Below are 16,388 nucleotides of genomic sequence, written 5' to 3' on the forward strand. Positions count from 1 at the left end.
GCGGCAAATTGGTTGTCGCCAGTCACAATCCGGGCAAGGTCCGCGAAATCGGCGAGTTATTGGCTGCTTTCGACGTGGAACCGGTCTCTGCGGGTGAGTTGGGCTTGCCGGAACCAGTTGAGGACGGCGATACATTCATTGCCAATGCCGAGATCAAGGCACTGGCGGCGGCGACGGGCGCGAATAGGATAGCGCTTAGCGATGACTCCGGTTTTGCGCTGGATGCGCTTGATGGCGCGCCGGGCATTTTTTCCGCGCGCTGGGCTGGTCCAACGAAGGATTTTTCCTTTGCCATGCAAAAGGTTGAGGACGAACTCCAGAAACGTGGCGCCATGACGCCTGAGCGGCGCAAGGCTCAGTTCATCTGCGCGCTCTCGCTCGCCTGGCCGGATGGTCATGTGGAGAGTTTCGAGGGCCGGGTCAGTGGCACCGCTGTCTGGCCTCCTCGCGGCGACAAAGGCTTCGGTTATGATCCAATTTTCATGCCCGATGGCTATCAGGTTACTTTCGCGGAAATGGAGCCGGAGGAAAAGCACGCCATGAGCCATAGGGCTGATGCCTTTCGGCAACTGATAAATGCCTGCTTTAACGGAGAATAGCGCCCCCGACCCCGGATTTGGCCTGTATTTCCATTGGCCTTTCTGCCGTAAGAAATGTCCTTACTGTGATTTCAACAGTCATGTCCGTGAGGCCGTGGACCAACGACGCTGGACGGCGGCGCTGCTGCAGGATCTCGACTGGTTTGCGGGGCAGACATCAAAGAAAAGGCTCACCAGTATTTTCTTCGGTGGGGGCACCCCCTCGCTTATGGAGCCAGAGACGGTCCGGGCGCTGATTGAGGGTGCCGCCCAATATTTTACATTCGCAGACGACATCGAAATTACCTTGGAGGCAAATCCGACATCGGTCGAGGCCGCGTCTTTCGCGGGCTATCGCCAGGCGGGGGTGACGCGCCTGTCGCTCGGTGTTCAGTCAATACGGGACGAAGCGCTAAAATTTCTTGGGCGGGAGCATTCTGTGAGCGAGGCTCTGAAGGCAATTGAGCTCGCTCGGGAGAGCTTCCGGAATATCTCCTTCGATTTGATTTATGCGTTGCCGGGTCAAAGCCTTGATGACTGGCGGAGCGATCTTGAGACGGCACTCACCCTTGCCGGGGACCATCTCTCGCTCTATCAGCTCACGATCGAGCCGAATACCGGATTTGCCGGCGCGGTAAGGCGCGGTGAATTTGCGATGCCCGCGGAAGAAAACGCCGAAGAGCTGTTTGAGATGACGCAGTCGTTATGCGCTTCCGCCGGTCTGCCCGCGTATGAAATATCAAACCATGCCCGCCCCGGTTTTGAGTGCCGCCACAACCTGACCTACTGGCGCTATGGAGAGTATGTCGGTGTCGGGCCCGGCGCGCATGGGCGGCTTGTGCGAGACGGAATACGCACAGCGTCTCAGCAAATTAAACGACCGGAAAGCTGGCTTGCGGCGGTTGAGAAAGAAGGCCATGGAACGGAAGTGTCTGAAGCGCTCAGGAGTTCACTCGAATGCGCGGAAGAAATGTTGCTGATGGGTTTGCGCCTTGACGAAGGAGTTTGGTTCGAGAACTTTTCTGCTGTCATCGGCCAGCCCATGTCCGGCTTTCTGCGACAGGACAGGTTGGATAACCTCATCGACGCTGGTTTGATGCAGATGGATGAGCAAAAGCTGCGCGCCACGGACCGCGGTCGCCTTGTCCTGAATAGTTTGCTTCCTGAAATCCTAGTTTAAGGCAGGGGCAAAGCTCTCAGGTTCCGGCTCCAGGACGAGCTGTTTTCTCGGCCCGACTTCCAGCACCGCAAGGCCACGCTCGGCAATGCCATTCTCCGGGAACCGGAAAATACCGTCATACCCCGCAAACCCGCTTGGGTTTTCTATGGCGGCGGGGGAAAAGCGGATGTCCGCCGGATCAAGCGCCAAGACTCCGGCAAGTGCCATCGCATCATAGGCGAGGCTGGCAATGCGGGAGGGCTGGTAGCCATAGAGATCGGTAAAACGCTTTTGAAAAGCTGCGGCTTTTTCCGGGGAGGGCGCGGAGAACCACCCGCCAACAAGCGCCGGCTCTGCTGAAAGCGACGGATCTTCCCAAAGCCCGGTGCCAAGGAACTGGACCACTTCCGGATCGATATCATAATAAGAGAGCAAGGACGCCAGCTCTTTCAGCCGGGCGCCGCCTTCGGGGATGAGCAGCGCATCAAAACTTACTTCACCAAACGTGTCGAGCTTTTCAAGCCGTTTGACATAGGCCTTCGATTCATCATCGTCCTTTTTGCTATAAAGCTGAATTTCTTGTTCCAGCTGTTTTTGCCGTAACGTGTAATCCCCCATTATTCTGGCAATCTCGTGCAGGTCCTGTGATCCGGCGGGAACGTCGGTCGGGTAGCGCACCGTGCGATCCAGAGACAGGCCCAGGCTAGAGGTTGTCTCGGTTACATTTTTTACAACCGCGTCGCCATATGGCGAACTTGGGGCCAATACCGCAAAATTAAACAATCCCTGACGATAGGCAAACTCCATCACTCGCCGAACTTGCTGCCCGACGGTCAGTCCCATGACATACACCCCATCGCCTGCCACCGTCGTGTCGGTGGAGAAGGTAATGACATTGACACCACGTTCCTGTGCGAGTGGGCGCACGGTGGCAACGGAGGATGAAAAGAGAGGGCCTAGAATAAGCTCTGCGCCTGAAACCAACGACTCTGCTGCGGCGCTTTCCGCACCGCGCGGCGTCCCCTTGGTATCGAAGGGGAGCAGTTCCAGTTGGCGATTTCCGAGGTCGAATAAGGCGATATTCGCGGCGCGCAGCAAATCATTACCAACGGCTGCAGTCGGACCGGAGAGCGGTAGAAGGATGGCAATCTTTATCCGGTCAGGGGTTAATTGTTCCGGCGCGCGCAGTCCGATTACCGCAGGCGCGGGTTCTATCAATCGCGTCATCGGATCGATGGTTGGCGTATTCGCAAGATCTTCGGTTGATGGCGTCTTATCCGACGGTAGTAGATCGTTCAGATCTTGGGAGTCGATCGTCTTTGTGCTATCTTCCTTGATATCTTTCTGGTCTGAATCGGCGATTTTTGCTGGCTGGCAGGCAGATAAAAGCAAGGCAAGAAGGCTGACAAGGCCAACATAAATCAGGGAGTTCCAATTTCGTTTGAAGCGCGATGTCATGGTAGAATTGGCGGGAAACAAATTTTCACTCCGTCGGTGTTCATGTCAATTTCCTGACCCGGAAGACTAGGTAACCCCCGCAAGCGGAGCAAGTAAATTGTTGATGGCGGTATTACAAACAGGTTCATGAGGCGACATTTTGGCACATCTTTCAAGAAAAGCGCTAAAACGTAAACGCCGTCGTGCCTATTTCTGGGGGCATGCGGCTGAGTTTATGGCGGCAAACACGCTTCGGTTAAAGGGATATCATATTGTCGCCCGGGGATATCGAAAGCCTGTTGGCGAAATTGATATTATAGCCCGGCGCAATAATCTTCTTGTTGCTGTTGAGGTGAAGGCGCGGCCGCGAATCGGCGATGCAGCAGAAGCTGTGAGCGCCAAGCAAAAACGCAGGATCGCTCGGGCGCTTGAAGCGTTTGTCATGGAAAAGCCGAAATTCAATGGCTTTAATGTGCGCTTCGATGTGCTGCTTGTCACGTCCTTCTGGCAATGGCCGCGGCATATAGAAGGAGCATGGGAATTGGGGTGAACTGACCCTTTTAACCGGAGCGAATTGTATTTATAGTAGCGTGAAAATTATAGTTGAAGGCGTCCCAGAATGAAATTTGTTGCTTATGCTTTTATTGCTTTATCGTCCCTCGTTGTTTTAAGTGGATGTACCCCGACAGTAATTTTGGGCGGAGCGGCCATTGGAGGCGTTGCCGTCGCGGAGGAGCGCTCTGTGGGGACGGTAATTGATGATGCGACCATCAAGACGCAGGTCATGAACGCCATCTTCCAGAAAAGCGAACCGATGTTCACCTCAACCTCAACAACAGTGATTGATGGCGTCGTCCTGATAACCGGGGAGGTGCCAACACCAGAGGATCGGATAACGCTGGCCCGCCTGATCTGGGGCGTGAAGGGCGTCAAGGAAGTGCATAATGAGGTCAAGGTTGCGGGTAGCGGGTCGGGGGGAAGTTTTGCGTCTGACAGCCTGATCACGACGAAGCTCAAATTGAAGCTCTTGGGCGACACGGAGATAATGAACATCAATTATTCTGTCGAGACGGTGGATGGAACAGTCTATCTGATGGGGATCGCCCAGGATGAGGCGGAACTTCAGCGGGTAAAAAATCACGCCAAGGAAATTTCTGGCGTTCGTCATATCATCAGCTATGTCAAAACAAAATAGGACCTGAAGTCAGCTTGAATTGACAGCTCAAGCGGGATAGGGTCCCTCCTCAGAAAAATAGCGGCGCATTACGTTAAACAATAAAGGTCGGGAATAATGAGTCTTGCCGTAGCCATCCAGATGGATCCCATCGAAAAAATAGATATTAACGGGGACAGTAGCTTTGTCCTTGGCCTGGAGGCACAGGCGCGTGGCCATGGCCTATTCCATTATGGCCCTCAGGATATGTCCTTTTCGCAAGGTCGGATAATCGCCAATGCCCGTCCGCTCGAACTGCGGCGTGAGCCGGGAAATCACTTTACCGCCGGCGCGCCCGAACGGATCGATCTTGCGACCATGGATGTTGTGCTGATGCGGCAGGATCCGCCGTTTGATATGTCCTATATCACCGCGACCCATTTGCTGGAGCACATCCATCCGCAAACATTAGTGGTGAATAATCCGGTCAGCGTCCGGAATGCGCCGGAAAAACTGTTCGTCACTCATTTCGATGGCATAATGCCGCCAACGCTTATCTCCTCCAATCTGGATGAAATCAAGGAATTCCGACGTGAATTCAAGGACATCATCATCAAGCCGCTCTACGGCAATGGTGGCGCTGGCGTGTTTCATCTGAAGCCCGAAGACGAAAACCTGACGGCGCTCTGTGAGATGTTCACGCAATTCTATCGCGAACCGATGATTGTGCAGAAATACCTGCCTGAAGTACGCGAGGGCGACAAACGGATCATCCTTGTGGACGGAGAGCCGGTCGGCGCGATCAACCGTGTGCCGCAGAAGGGTGAGGTTCGCTCCAACATGCATGTCGGCGGTCAGGCCGTGAAATCGGCCCTCACCAAGCGGGAAGAAGAGATATGCAAGGCCATCGGCACGGCGCTGAAAGAACAGGGCCTTATCTTTGTCGGAATTGATGTTATCGGGGATTATCTTACCGAAATCAATGTCACCTCTCCCACCGGCCTGCAGGAGATTAATCGCTTTGATGGTGTGAAGCTGGAGGCGACCATCTGGGATTGCCTTGAGGAAAAGATCAGTAATTCCACCACTTATTAATTTTGCCGACTAAATTTTAACCATGAAGATTCTTCGGACACATGCTATCGTTGCGCGTATAACGATTTAATGAACCGAAGGTTGACATGCAGGCGAAGATCAAGACGGTCGCTTTTCAAGGGCTGGATGTGCGGGAAGTGGATGTGCAGGTGATGATGGCCTCCGGCCTGCCTGCGTTCACCATTGTCGGTCTCGCGGATAAATCCGTTGCGGAAAGCAGGGAGCGGGTGCGCGCAGCGCTCACCTCTCTCGGTATTGGGCTGCCGCCCAAACGCATTACCGTCAATCTTGCTCCGGCGGACCTTCCCAAGGAAGGGGCGCATTATGATCTGCCGATCGCGCTTGGCATACTCGCAGCGATGGGTGTTCTCCCCGCTGAAGAACTCGATGATTACTATGTGATGGGCGAACTCTCGCTCGATGGCAGCTGTAATCCGGTGACGGGTATTTTGCCTGCCGCCGTTGCGGCGGTGGGGGAGGATAAAAATATTATCTGCCCGGCGGCTTCGGGACCTGAGGCTGCCTGGGCCGGAGATCTAAATGTACTGGCGCCTGCCGATCTACTCGCGCTCATCAATCACTTCAAGGGAACGCAGGTTCTCACCCCGCCGGCCCATGGCGATATTCTCGATGAGGCGCTGTCGCTGAAGCTTGAGGATATCAAGGGGCAGGAAACAGCAAAGCGCGCTCTAGAGGTTGCGGCAGCGGGTGGGCATAACCTGCTGATGACCGGGCCTCCTGGCTCTGGCAAGTCGATGCTGGCGGCGCGGCTTCCGGGTTTGCTCCCGCCGCTCGATGCGGCCGAGGCGTTGGAGGTCAACATGATCTCCAGTATTGCCGGAGAAATGAAGGAGGGTCGGCTCTCTCGCCGGCGTCCCTTTCGCGACCCCCATCATTCCGCATCGGTTGCCGCCATGGTTGGGGGCGGACGGGGGGCGAAGCCGGGAGAGGTTTCACTCGCCCATCTCGGCGTTTTGTTCCTCGATGAACTACCGGAGTTTAACCGGCAGGTCCTGGAATCCCTGCGCCAGCCGGTGGAAATTGGCAGGGCGGTGGTGGCGCGCGCCAATCTGCATGTCACCTACCCTGCGAGCCTGCAACTGATTGCGGCGATGAACCCCTGTCGTTGCGGTCATCTCAATGATCCGGCGCAGGCTTGCGCCCGGGCGCCGAAATGCGCCGTTGAATATCGTTCCCGTATTTCCGGACCAATGCTGGACCGAATCGATATTCATGTGGATGTGCCCGCTGTCTCGGCCGCGGATCTGACATTGCCTCCACCGACGGAGACTACAGAAATCGTCGCGGCCCGTGTCGCGCGGGCCCGGGAAATACAGCGGGAACGCTACCGGAATATTGATCATGCAACGCCAATACGCACGAACGCGGACGCGGAAGGAGAGGTGTTAGAGCGGTTTGTCCAGCCGGACACGTCCGCGACAGCGCTCCTTCAGGAGGCCATTGGCAAGCTGAAACTTTCTGCGCGTGGCTATCATCGGGTGTTGAAAGTCGCGCGAACCCTTGCCGATCTTGCGGAGAGTGAGACTGTCCTGCGATCCCATATTGCAGAAGCGCTCGAATATCGTCGCCGCCTCGCCATGAATGGGTGAGGTGACTATTTATCCTTATTGACGTCGAGGGATTCCAGGTGACGGCGCGCTTCGTCGCCAGCCGCGGTGTTGGTTGCGAGGTCCAGCACCCGCAACCAGTCTTTGCGCGCTAAATCCCGTTTGTCCGCCGCCTCATAGAGGATCCCACGCTCAATCAGGGCGTCAGGCAGGTCAGGTTCCAGCGATAGGGCGAGTTCCACGTCTTCTAACGCTCGGGCGTTGTCCCCCAGATGACGCCAGGCGGCAGCACGGAAAGTAAGCGCGTCGCTCCGCGCAGGGTCGAGCTTGAGTGCGAGATCAAGATCATCGAAGGCGCCTTTATAGTCTCCGACTTTCGCCAGAATACGGCTTCGATCGACCAGCAGATTTATGTTTTCGGGGTCAATCTCCAGGCCTGTGGTAGCGACGGCATTGGCGCGGTCGTACTCATCTGCCAGCAGCCAGACATTAGCCGCCTGCGTCAAGACGGGTACGAGTAATTCCGAACCAGCGCCCTGCATATCCTCTGCCAGCTCTTCCAGGGTTAGCGCCGCATGATCATATTTTTTCATCGCGACCAGCGCCAGCGCGACGCAGTGACGGGCCGGAAAGCCGCCGCCGGAATCGCGCCACGCAAGGGCTGATTCAAAAGCTTTTTCTGGCTCCCTCCGGGTTAGCGTCAGGCAGGCTTCATATTCACTTTCCTGCGTCCGCACCCCATCCATTGCGCCGGCCGCCAAAGTGAGCTGTGGCCGAGCAGCGAGCGATATGGTAATGGCCATGAGAATAATTGAAAATCGCGCGATCATAGATTGCCTTAAATTAGTCTTGATTCGATCCTACATGCCGAATACAGGATTGATTATATTGGGAGTTCTATCATGAACAAACTGGTTATTGCCACTATCGCTTTTTTAAGTTTCGTTCCCCTTGCGGCAGCGGAAATGCCCCACAAGTCTTCTATCATGCAGGATCAAGTTGTTCTAAATTTGACGACAGAAGGTTGGGTGAAGACAGACACGGCGCGGGTATCTGTCTATTTTGAGCTGGTCCAGCAGGAAGAAGCGACAGACGCCCTTAAGAACCGGATTGACGGATCGCTGCAATCGCTCGCGAAAGATGTTGAATGGCGTATTACATCGTCTCGCCAGCAACTCGACCAGACGGGGCTCAACCGCTGGTATGTAAGCGCAGAAGCGCGAATCCCGGAGGCCGTGCTCGCAGGCCTACAGGATCGGGCAAAAGAGGCAAGCAGCCCGGGCTATAAGGCAACAATCTCCAATGTTGATTTCACGCCGTCTCTGGCAGAATTTGAAAAATTGCGCGGCGATTTGCGGTCGCAGATTTACCAGCAAGCCCTGGATGAAGTGGCGCGGCTCAACAAGGTGATGCCGGGCGCTGATTATCATGTCCGCAAGATCGATTTCGTACAGCTTTATCCGGTGCAGACCATGGATGCAGCCCCGCGCACAATGATGATGAAGTCCAGCATGGCGGAATCAGCCTCAGGATCGCAAGGCGGGGCGGAGCTTCTGGTTTCCGTGAAACAGTCGGAGTCTGCACGGGTGATCCTTGGTCGGTCCGCGGCGCCAGCGGTAACGCAGGAGTAGCATGACAAACACATTATTCTGCTTTGGTCTTGGCTTTACAGCTCGTCAGATTGGGACAGACTTTCCTCATTGGCGGGTGATGGGCACCAGCCGGTCTCCCGCCAGTGGTGACAGGAACAATAAGGTTCCCCTTGTCTCCTTCCGCCGTGACCAGCCAGTCGAGGATTTCGCTAAAATTGCGGCGGATGTGACTCATATTCTTCTCTCTGTCCCGCCCGATGAGGAAGGTGATCCGGTTTTTGACGTCATGGCAGCAGAAATTCTGCGTCTTAAAAACCTGCAATGGGTTGGGTATTTGTCGACTACGGGTGTGTATGGCGATCTCGAGGGTGGCTGGGTCGATGAGAACAGCCCCTATAACCCCTCCGGCGAGAGGGGCAGGCGCCGCATGCGGGCGGAACAGGCCTGGCGCGGTCTTCATGAGGCAAAAGGCCTACCGGTTCATATATTCCGCCTTCCCGGAATTTACGGCCCCGGGCGGAACCAGCTGGTGTCGTTGAAGAACGGAAAAGCACGACGAATCGCCAAACCCGGTCAGGTTTTCTCGCGCATTCATGTCGCGGACCTGGCGGCGATCCTGGTCGCGTCGATGGAGCATCCTAATCCTGGCGCAGTCTATAATGTCGCCGATGATGAGCCGGCGCCACCACAGGATGTTGTCGCCTACGCAGCAGAATTGCTTGGGATGGAGCCGCCCCCACTGATTGACTTCGAGAACGCTGAACTCAGCCCGATGGCGCGGAGTTTCTATTCAGACAGCAAACGGGTCAGTAATGCCAAAATCAAAACAGAACTTGGGGTTTCGCTCAAATTTCCTACATATAGGAAAGGTTTGGCAGCTTTGCTTAAGGGCGAAAGCTGTATATAATCATTCTCTAGACTGTTTTTTTGACAGCCGTACGGATTGGTAAATGGCACGAACGAAATGCTTTAATCGCGATGAGGCGCTGGAAAAAGCCATGCAGGCTTTCTGGGCTAAAGGCTATGAGGCGACCTCTGTTCAGGACCTCGTTGATTGCATGGGCATCAATCGTGGCAGCCTTTATGATACTTTCGGCGACAAGCACCGCCTATTTCTGGAGGCCCTTGATCAATATGGTACCGGGGCGCTGCTACGGACGGATGTGCTGCGACAAAAAGGCGATGCGCGCGAAATTCTCTCAAAGTTTATGTATGTCTTCATGCAGAAACAGGTGATGGACCCGAAGCGTCGGGGCTGTTTCATGACCAATGCTGCGGTAGAGCTATGCTCCCGCGACGATGAATGTGCGGAAAAAGTGCGCGTTTTCTTCGATGACATGGAAGATGCGTTAAAAGAGCTGATTGCCCGCGGTCAACGCGATGGAACCTTCAGGACAAAACGCGATGCCGCCAGCTTGGCGGCCTTTTTTGTCGGTGTCATGCAGGGAATGCGGGTTATCGGCAAGGTCAACCAGGATGAGGCTGTGCTTCGTCCCATGGTGGATGTCGCACTGACGGTTTTGGACGGAAAATGACCGAACTCGGCGTTGATCTTTGGGGCGCTGTGTTTCAGGCAATGTCATTTCTCTGCCTTATGGCAATTCCCTGGACAGGCGGTAAAGCCCGGTTGATTGTAGCTCTGGTGGCAGGGGCGGGCCTTCTCTCGATTCTCGGATTCCAGTTCTATATCGGTGTTAAAACGCATGATTACCGGCTTGGGATGGACCTGATGATGGTCACTTTCCTCAACGCCGTCTTTTATCTCGCAATCAGTTGGGGGGTCGAGCGGCTATTCCGTCTTTATCTCCTCAAGCGCAAAAATGACCGCTCGCCACCATCGTCATGACCCGGCCACCACGTGACTGATCAATGCTTTGGCTTCGGGGGCATCCCATTCCGCCGGCCCGACAAGGCGACCGATTTCCTCTCCATTTGCATTTAACAAAATGCTTGCCGGCAGGCCAAAAACCCCAGCGCTGCGACCTGACTTTACTGTTTTATCGTTGAGCGCAGCCAGGTTTCTGATCTTGCGCCTTTCAAAGAAACCCTTCACTTTTTCCATGCCTTGCAGGTCCTGACCGATAGCCAGCACTACAAAATCTTCACCGCCAAGCTCACCCTGCAGCCGGTCGAGACTTGGCATTTCCTTCTTGCAGGGGCCACACCAGGTTGCCCAGAAATTCACAAGAATGACCTTACCCTGATAATCCGAGAGTCGTTCCTCTTCTCCCTTGGCGTTCAGGAAGGTGAAATCCTTAAACGGGCGCGGAGAGTCGTAAGGGGCAAAATTCTGCATCTCCCCCGTTAGCAAAGCGCTCAGATTTTCAGAGAAAGCTGTTGATGTTCCTGCTACAAGCCCTGTAAATGTAAGCAAGAACAGCAGGCCTGTGAATTTCATGGGTTTTATTATCATAGTTGCTAAACGTCCAATTGTTACAAAGCGAGCCCGAATATGAGCGCAAACGAGCTTTGGGGTGGCAGATTTGCCAAAGGCCCCGCCGAAATTATGGAACGGATTAATGCCTCCATTGACTTTGATCGTCGGCTCTATGCCCAAGATATAAGGGGTTCGATGGCACATTCCAGTATGTTAATGGCCTGCAATATCATTTCCGAGGCAGATGGTAAAAAAATTCAGGACGGATTGCAGACAATTCTTCGTGAGATTGAGGCGGGGAATTTCAAGACAGACCCGGCGCTTGAGGATATCCACATGCATGTGGAGGCGCGTCTGCGTGAGCTGATTGGTGATGCCGCAGGGCGGCTCCACACCGCACGCTCCCGCAATGACCAGGTGGCAACGGATTTCCGGCTCTGGGTACGCGATACCATGGATCATCTGGACGGAGAGCTGGCTGATCTGGTGGATGCCCTTCTCGATCAGGCGGATGCCGAGGCGGATACCGTTATGCCGGGCTTCACCCACCTGCAGGCAGCACAGCCGGTGACTTTTGGCCATCATATGCTGGCCTATGTCGAGATGTTCGCGCGCGATCGCGGACGACTTGCAGACGCGCGTTCGCGCCTGAATGAAAGCCCTCTGGGGTCGGCGGCGCTTGCGGGCACGTCTTTCCCGATTGATCGGGAAATGACGGCGAAGGAGCTAGGCTTTGATCGGCCCACCGCGAACTCCCTCGATGGTGTGTCGGACCGGGATTTCGCGCTGGAGTTCCTGAGCTTTGCCTCCATCTGCTCGATGCATCTCTCCCGGCTGGCTGAAGAGATTGTCATCTGGTCGAGTGCGCAATTCCGCTTCGTTGAGTGTTCCGATAGCTTCTCGACCGGTTCTTCCATCATGCCGCAGAAGAAGAACCCCGATGCGGCGGAGCTGATCCGCGGCAAGGCCGGACGCAGTGCAGGTGCTTTTACCTCCCTCCTGATGATGATGAAGGGTCTACCCATGACCTATGGCAAGGATATGCAGGAAGATAAGGAGCCGGTCTTCGATGCCGCTGACAATCTTCAGCTTTGCCTTGCTGCCATGAGCGGGATGATCCGTGATATCAAGGTCAATGGCGAGGTGATGACCGCCGCCTCGGGCGCGGGTTTCACTACCGCGACAGACCTTGCGGACTGGCTTGTGCAGAAACTGGATATGCCATTCCGTCGGGCCCATCATGTGACGGGTGCTCTTGTAAAGCTGGCGGAAGAGAACACATGTGGACTTGAAGATTTGTCCCTTTCGCAGATGCAATCGGTGGAAGGCGGCATTACTGAAGAAATATACAAGGTACTCGGTGTTCAGAATTCCGTTGCCAGCCGCATAAGCTATGGTGGCACGGCCCCTTCCAGGGTACGAGAGCAAATCGCACGCTGGCGCCAAAAGCTGGACCAGGAAGGAGGCGGAAAATGAAACGGGTGCTTCTTGGTGCAATCATGATGGTGGTTACTGTCGGGTTTCTCTCGGGCTGCGGCGTGAAAAGCCCGCCTAAATATTCACCGGATACGCAAAAGTCTGAACAGAAGAAAAGCTAGTTTTAGAAAAGATTGCCGACATATGGACCATTTCACCTATAAAAATGGCGAACTCTATGCCGAGGATGTTTCCTTACGGACGATCGCCGAAACGGTGGGCACACCCTTTTATTGTTATTCCACCGCAACCCTGGAGCGGCATTACAAGGTTTTCTCCGGCGCGTTTGACGGGGCGAATGCACTTGTCTGCTATGCGCTGAAAGCCAACTCCAACCAGGCGGTGATCCGCACCCTCGCGGATCTCGGATCCGGGGCGGATGTGGTCTCTGAAGGGGAGCTTCGCCGCGCGATTGAGGCGGGCATTCCACCCGAAAAGATCGTTTTTTCCGGTGTTGGCAAGAAGCCGGCGGAAATGCGCTATGCGCTTGAGGTCGGTATTCACCAGTTCAATGTGGAATCCGAGCCCGAGGTTCATCTATTGAGCGAAGTTGCGAGTAGTATGGGGCTGAAAGCACCCATTACCTTTCGCGTCAATCCGGATGTGGATGCGAAAACCCACGCCAAAATCTCGACCGGCAAGGCGGAGAACAAGTTTGGCGTGCCTTGGCAGGATGTGTCCCGCATCTATGCGGAGGCAGCGGCCCTCCCGGGGATCGAGATCAAGGGCGTTGATGTACATATCGGATCTCAGCTCACCGATCTTGAACCCTACAAAAACGCGTTTAACCGCGTGCGGGAGCTGGTTCAGCAACTGCGGAGCGAGGGGCATGACATCTCTCGTGTCGATCTTGGCGGCGGGCTTGGCATTCCCTACGATGCGACAATTCCGCCTGCGCCGTCTGCCTATGCCGCCGTCGCGCTGGAGGCGATCGGTAATCTTGGCTGCCAGATTGTATTCGAGCCGGGTCGCCTGATCGTCGGGAACGCGGGCGTGCTGGTCTCTGAAGTCGTCTATGTGAAACAGGCGACGCAGCGGAAATTTGTTATTCTCGATGCCGCCATGAATGATTTGATTCGCCCGGCGATGTATGACGGTTATCATCAGATCGACCCGATCCGGGAAGACCAGAAGCTTGGCGAATATTCCCCTGCCGATGTGGTGGGGCCGGTCTGCGAGACCGGCGATACCTTTGCGCGGGAGAGAGATATGCCGGATCTTGCACGGGGCGATCTTGTCGCCTTTCGCAGCGCCGGAGCCTATGGTGCCGTAATGGCCTCAACCTACAATACCCGACCGCTGGTACCGGAAGTTCTGGTGAAAGGCGATCAATATGCGGTGATCAGGGAACGACCGAGCTTGGAGGCTCTGTTGAAACTTGATATACTGCCAGCGTGGCTCGAGGGGTGAATCGAGGATGAATGCAGCGTCGCAACGACACCAGTGACAGAGGATATGGGTTAGGGTTCGAAATCCGTATCCTGCTTGCGAAAGCCAACTTTCTATTGGAAGGGATTTGGCGGCACGGGCGGCTGTTTTTTTGTCTTGTCGGGTTGTTTGTCGGTCTGTCTTTGCTTGATATCTGGTCTTTTACGCCAGGCTGGGTCCATGTTCTTGCGCTGATCCTTTTTTTGGGTGCGATCCTGTACAGCCTTTATAAGCTGGCACGGGACCTGGAGGCACCGACGCGAAGCCGGGCGCTTCGCTATCTGGAACGGCGAAATCAGCTGCGTCACAGGCCATTGCAATCTCTTGGTGCGCATTCTGAAGCGGAAAAGAACAACAATACGCCAGGCAACACAATGTGGCGTCTTTACCAGAAATCTTTGCGCCGAAGCGTTGTCGGGCTCAAAATCGGGTTTCCACGCCTTGATATGGGAATGGAGGACAGTTATGGCTTTCGGGCGTTCGTGATCCTTCTTCTGGTGGCTGCATTTGTGATTGCGGGTTCCAGCTCGGCGGACCGGTTGTATGCAGCGATGACACCCCGTGTCGGTACGGCGGCGGTTCCAATTGACGTAACGGCTTGGATTACCCCCCCTATCTATACCGGTCAGGCCCCAATCCTGCTCACCAATACAAATACGGATAAAGAAGCAGTACAGACTTATATTGTTCCGGCGCAAAGCAGCTTCATTGCAAATGTATTCGGAGGCGAGCGCGAAGTTCCTGTGCTGATCGTTGGCGATGAGCGGCAGGATTTTGCTGCCACCGACATGCGGAATTTCCAGATCGAGGCGGCCTTCGACACATCCACAAGCGTGAAGATCGAGAAAGATGGCGAGGTCATTGCCAACTGGCAATTGAACGTTGTCGTGGATGAGGTGCCGACGGCCATGTTTATCAATAATCCGGAGGTCACGGAAAGATCTGCGTTCAAGCTTCAGTATCAGGCACGGGATGACTATGGTGTCCAGCAGCTTGGCGGAGAAATTACCCGCGATAGTTCCGACAAAAAGATCGAGCTTGCCCTGCCCACACCAGGGCGTGGTTCAAAACAGGTGACCGGTAAAAGTTACCATGACCTGACGGCGCACCCCTGGGCCGGCCTCTCGGTGAATATGATACTCTTTGCCGAAGACCAGATCGGGCAGCGCGGATATTCAGATGCAATGACCTTTGTCCTGCCTGAGCGGCATTTTACGCATCCGGTAGCCCGGGCTCTGATTGAGCAGCGCAAGAACCTGGTGACTGATCCTGAAGAAAGCAAGGCCGGCGTCGCTCTTGTCCTGCAAACCATCGCCAGCCTTCCCGATAGTTTCAATAATGATGTGACCGTAATATTGGCCCTCTCGACGGCACAGTCGACCCTCTTAAACGGAAAAAGCCAGAAATCTGTCGATGATGTGGTTGATATCCTCTGGGATACAGCGCTTCGCCTTGAAAATGGTGATCTGTCTCTTGCGGAAGCCGCTCTGCGAGAGGCTCAGGAAGCTCTGATGGAGGCGCTGAATAGCAATGCCAGTGATGCCGAGATCAAACGCCTTGTTGAAGAATTACGTGCTGCTATGGAGAATTTCCTCCAAGCCCTCGCTCAACAGGCACAGCCAAGGGAAGATCAAGCCACGGGTGATCCGAACAGCGGAGATCAGTTTATCGAATCGCAGGACCTGCAAAAGTTGCTGGACCGTATTGACCAGTTTGCGCGCGGCGGCGCCCGGGACGCCGCACGGCAGTTATTGAGTGAACTCCAGGATATCATGGAGAATTTGAAAATGGCCGAAGCGCGGCAGCCGTCCGCCGGTCAGCAGGCCGCACAGGAAATGCTCAATGAACTTGGAAAATTAATGCAAAAGCAACAGGAGTTGCTGGACCAGACTTTCCGGGAATCGCAAAACCGGCAATCGCAGCAGGGAAACCAGCCCGGTCAACAAGGCCAGCAGTCTCAAAATGGAACAAAGCCTGGCCAACAGGGACAACAAGGTCAGTCCGGACAGCGGGGCGGCCTGCAGGATCTCGCTGAAGTGCAGGAAGCATTGCGTCAGATGCTGGGTGACCTGATGGGTCGGCTGGGCGCGGAAGGCGAAATACCGGAAGCGTTAGGGCGCGCGGAACGATCGATGAATGATGCACGGGGCGCGCTGCAACAGGGGCAGGGGCAATCGGCCATGCAATCGGAAAGCAATGCCCTTGAAAGCTTGCGTCAGGGAACCGAATCGCTCGCCCAGCAAATGATGCAGAACGGGCAGGGGCAAGGCACGCAGTCTGCGGGGCCCGGGCAACCGGGACAAGGACGAGATCCGCTTGGCCGATCGGTGTCAGAAGAGGGTGGTGAAGGAAGAAACGCAGGCAATGCGTTGATGCGTGGGGAAGCAAACGGCATTAGCAAGAGCCGGTCTATCCGTGACGAGTTGCAACGGCGCCTTTCCGATCCGGCGCGCGACTACCTGGAGCGGGACTATCTGAAACGACTGCTCGATATTTTTTAGGGTGGATTGTAAAGTCTGTTATAA

The 16,388-nt window shown here is 55.1% G+C and carries 16 protein-coding genes and 1 pseudogene; 14 read left to right on the plus strand and 3 right to left on the minus strand.

The annotated features are described in order from the left end of the window. Positions 1 to 18: 18 nt before the first annotated feature. Together GQE98_RS04625 and hemW are read left to right on the plus strand one after the other, a co-directional pair. Positions 19 to 599: pseudogene (locus GQE98_RS04625) on the plus strand (non-canonical purine NTP pyrophosphatase); the annotation flags it as partial. After that, positions 577 to 1,758: a radical SAM family heme chaperone HemW gene (gene hemW, locus GQE98_RS04630; protein WP_161314460.1), complete on the plus strand. Its 1,182-nt coding sequence runs from the start codon at positions 577 to 579 to the stop codon at positions 1,756 to 1,758. The pseudogene GQE98_RS04625 and the gene hemW, both read left to right, overlap by 23 nt. Here hemW and GQE98_RS04635 read toward each other — a convergent pair. Continuing rightward, positions 1,750 to 3,195 carry a penicillin-binding protein activator gene (locus GQE98_RS04635; RefSeq protein ID WP_246157152.1) on the minus strand — a complete coding sequence of 482 codons (1,446 nt, stop codon included), beginning with the start codon at positions 3,193 to 3,195 and terminating at the stop codon, positions 1,750 to 1,752. The genes hemW and GQE98_RS04635 overlap by 9 nt on opposite strands. 139 nt (positions 3,196 to 3,334) lie before the next feature. Here GQE98_RS04635 and GQE98_RS04640 point away from each other — a divergent pair, with 139 nt between their 5' ends. The 4 genes from GQE98_RS04640 to GQE98_RS04655 all read left to right on the plus strand — a co-directional run bounded on the left by GQE98_RS04640 (position 3,335) and on the right by GQE98_RS04655 (position 7,032). Then, entirely contained in the window at positions 3,335 to 3,724 is a 390-nt protein-coding gene (locus tag GQE98_RS04640; protein WP_161314462.1) for a YraN family protein, read from the plus strand. 69 nt (positions 3,725 to 3,793) lie between these two features. Further along, complete coding sequence (locus tag GQE98_RS04645; protein ID WP_161314463.1) at positions 3,794 to 4,369, plus strand: BON domain-containing protein; 576 nt, start codon at positions 3,794 to 3,796, stop codon at positions 4,367 to 4,369. Positions 4,370 to 4,465: 96 nt separating this feature from the next. Beyond that, positions 4,466 to 5,422, plus strand: a complete 957-nt coding sequence (gene gshB, locus GQE98_RS04650; RefSeq protein ID WP_161314464.1) for a glutathione synthase — start codon at positions 4,466 to 4,468, stop codon at positions 5,420 to 5,422. Between the two features lie 86 nt (positions 5,423 to 5,508). Further along, the gene (locus GQE98_RS04655) at positions 5,509 to 7,032 is read left to right on the plus strand and encodes a YifB family Mg chelatase-like AAA ATPase (RefSeq protein ID WP_161314465.1); all 1,524 of its coding nucleotides are present in this window, start codon (positions 5,509 to 5,511) and stop codon (positions 7,030 to 7,032) included. A gap of 5 nt (positions 7,033 to 7,037) precedes the next feature. On the opposite strand, the gene GQE98_RS04660 is transcribed toward GQE98_RS04655, so the two are convergent. Next, positions 7,038 to 7,820 (minus strand): tetratricopeptide repeat protein, encoded by a 783-nt coding sequence (locus tag GQE98_RS04660; RefSeq protein ID WP_161314466.1) that lies wholly within the window; start codon positions 7,818 to 7,820, stop codon positions 7,038 to 7,040. 72 nt (positions 7,821 to 7,892) lie between these two features. Here GQE98_RS04660 and GQE98_RS04665 point away from each other — a divergent pair, with 72 nt between their 5' ends. The 4 genes from GQE98_RS04665 to GQE98_RS04680 are packed head-to-tail and all read left to right on the plus strand — an operon-like array spanning position 7,893 to position 10,428. Continuing rightward, entirely contained in the window at positions 7,893 to 8,621 is a 729-nt protein-coding gene (locus GQE98_RS04665; RefSeq protein WP_161314467.1) for a hypothetical protein, read from the plus strand. A gap of 1 nt (position 8,622) precedes the next feature. Continuing rightward, positions 8,623 to 9,489 carry an SDR family oxidoreductase gene (locus tag GQE98_RS04670; protein WP_161314468.1) on the plus strand — a complete coding sequence of 289 codons (867 nt, stop codon included), beginning with the start codon at positions 8,623 to 8,625 and terminating at the stop codon, positions 9,487 to 9,489. A 43-nt stretch (positions 9,490 to 9,532) separates the two neighbouring features. After that, on the plus strand, positions 9,533 to 10,117 hold the full coding sequence (locus GQE98_RS04675) for a TetR/AcrR family transcriptional regulator (protein WP_161314469.1): 585 nt from the start codon (positions 9,533 to 9,535) through the stop codon (positions 10,115 to 10,117). Beyond that, positions 10,114 to 10,428, plus strand: a complete 315-nt coding sequence (locus tag GQE98_RS04680; RefSeq protein ID WP_161314470.1) for a hypothetical protein — start codon at positions 10,114 to 10,116, stop codon at positions 10,426 to 10,428. The genes GQE98_RS04675 and GQE98_RS04680 overlap by 4 nt, the downstream gene beginning before the upstream one ends. Here GQE98_RS04680 and GQE98_RS04685 read toward each other — a convergent pair. Next, entirely contained in the window at positions 10,423 to 10,980 is a 558-nt protein-coding gene (locus GQE98_RS04685; RefSeq protein WP_202526078.1) for a TlpA family protein disulfide reductase, read from the minus strand. The two genes, GQE98_RS04680 and GQE98_RS04685, sit on opposite strands and share 6 nt — an antisense overlap. Positions 10,981 to 11,034: 54 nt before the next feature. Between GQE98_RS04685 and argH the strand changes: the two genes are divergently transcribed. From argH to GQE98_RS04700, 4 genes are read left to right on the plus strand one after another with little or no spacing between them, the layout of a single operon-like run. Beyond that, complete coding sequence (argH, locus tag GQE98_RS04690) at positions 11,035 to 12,435, plus strand: argininosuccinate lyase (protein WP_161314472.1); 1,401 nt, start codon at positions 11,035 to 11,037, stop codon at positions 12,433 to 12,435. After that, a complete protein-coding gene (locus GQE98_RS18115) occupies positions 12,432 to 12,557 on the plus strand; it encodes a lipoprotein (protein ID WP_237687945.1) in 126 nt (41 codons plus the stop codon). Before argH ends, GQE98_RS18115 begins: the two co-directional genes overlap by 4 nt. Before the next feature lie 22 nt (positions 12,558 to 12,579). After that, positions 12,580 to 13,845, plus strand: a complete 1,266-nt coding sequence (gene lysA, locus GQE98_RS04695; RefSeq protein WP_161314473.1) for a diaminopimelate decarboxylase — start codon at positions 12,580 to 12,582, stop codon at positions 13,843 to 13,845. An 11-nt stretch (positions 13,846 to 13,856) separates the two neighbouring features. After that, complete coding sequence (locus GQE98_RS04700; RefSeq protein WP_161314474.1) at positions 13,857 to 16,364, plus strand: TIGR02302 family protein; 2,508 nt, start codon at positions 13,857 to 13,859, stop codon at positions 16,362 to 16,364. Positions 16,365 to 16,388 lie beyond the last annotated feature (24 nt).

The sequence above is a fragment of the Sneathiella litorea genome (assembly GCF_009882915.1).
GTDB classification, from domain to species: domain Bacteria; phylum Pseudomonadota; class Alphaproteobacteria; order Sneathiellales; family Sneathiellaceae; genus Sneathiella; species Sneathiella litorea.

Excerpts from the sequence above, each read along its gene's own strand:
- GQE98_RS18115 (WP_237687945.1), top strand. The coding sequence starts at position 12,432 with ATGAAACGGGTGCTTCTTGGTGCAATCATGATGGTGGTTACTGTCGGG.
- GQE98_RS04665 (WP_161314467.1), top strand. The coding sequence starts at position 7,893 with ATGAACAAACTGGTTATTGCCACTATCGCTTTTTTAAGTTTCGTTCCC.
- GQE98_RS04655 (WP_161314465.1), top strand. The coding sequence starts at position 5,509 with ATGCAGGCGAAGATCAAGACGGTCGCTTTTCAAGGGCTGGATGTGCGG.
- GQE98_RS04670 (WP_161314468.1), top strand. The coding sequence starts at position 8,623 with ATGACAAACACATTATTCTGCTTTGGTCTTGGCTTTACAGCTCGTCAG.
- GQE98_RS04660 (WP_161314466.1), bottom strand. The coding sequence starts at position 7,820 with ATGATCGCGCGATTTTCAATTATTCTCATGGCCATTACCATATCGCTC.
- GQE98_RS04680 (WP_161314470.1), top strand. The coding sequence starts at position 10,114 with ATGACCGAACTCGGCGTTGATCTTTGGGGCGCTGTGTTTCAGGCAATG.
- GQE98_RS04700 (WP_161314474.1), top strand. The coding sequence starts at position 13,857 with ATGCAGCGTCGCAACGACACCAGTGACAGAGGATATGGGTTAGGGTTC.
- GQE98_RS04635 (WP_246157152.1), bottom strand. The coding sequence starts at position 3,195 with ATGACATCGCGCTTCAAACGAAATTGGAACTCCCTGATTTATGTTGGC.
- gshB (WP_161314464.1), top strand. The coding sequence starts at position 4,466 with ATGAGTCTTGCCGTAGCCATCCAGATGGATCCCATCGAAAAAATAGAT.
- lysA (WP_161314473.1), top strand. The coding sequence starts at position 12,580 with ATGGACCATTTCACCTATAAAAATGGCGAACTCTATGCCGAGGATGTT.
- hemW (WP_161314460.1), top strand. The coding sequence starts at position 577 with ATGCCTGCTTTAACGGAGAATAGCGCCCCCGACCCCGGATTTGGCCTG.
- argH (WP_161314472.1), top strand. The coding sequence starts at position 11,035 with ATGAGCGCAAACGAGCTTTGGGGTGGCAGATTTGCCAAAGGCCCCGCC.
- GQE98_RS04675 (WP_161314469.1), top strand. The coding sequence starts at position 9,533 with ATGGCACGAACGAAATGCTTTAATCGCGATGAGGCGCTGGAAAAAGCC.
- GQE98_RS04685 (WP_202526078.1), bottom strand. The coding sequence starts at position 10,980 with ATGAAATTCACAGGCCTGCTGTTCTTGCTTACATTTACAGGGCTTGTA.
- GQE98_RS04645 (WP_161314463.1), top strand. The coding sequence starts at position 3,794 with ATGAAATTTGTTGCTTATGCTTTTATTGCTTTATCGTCCCTCGTTGTT.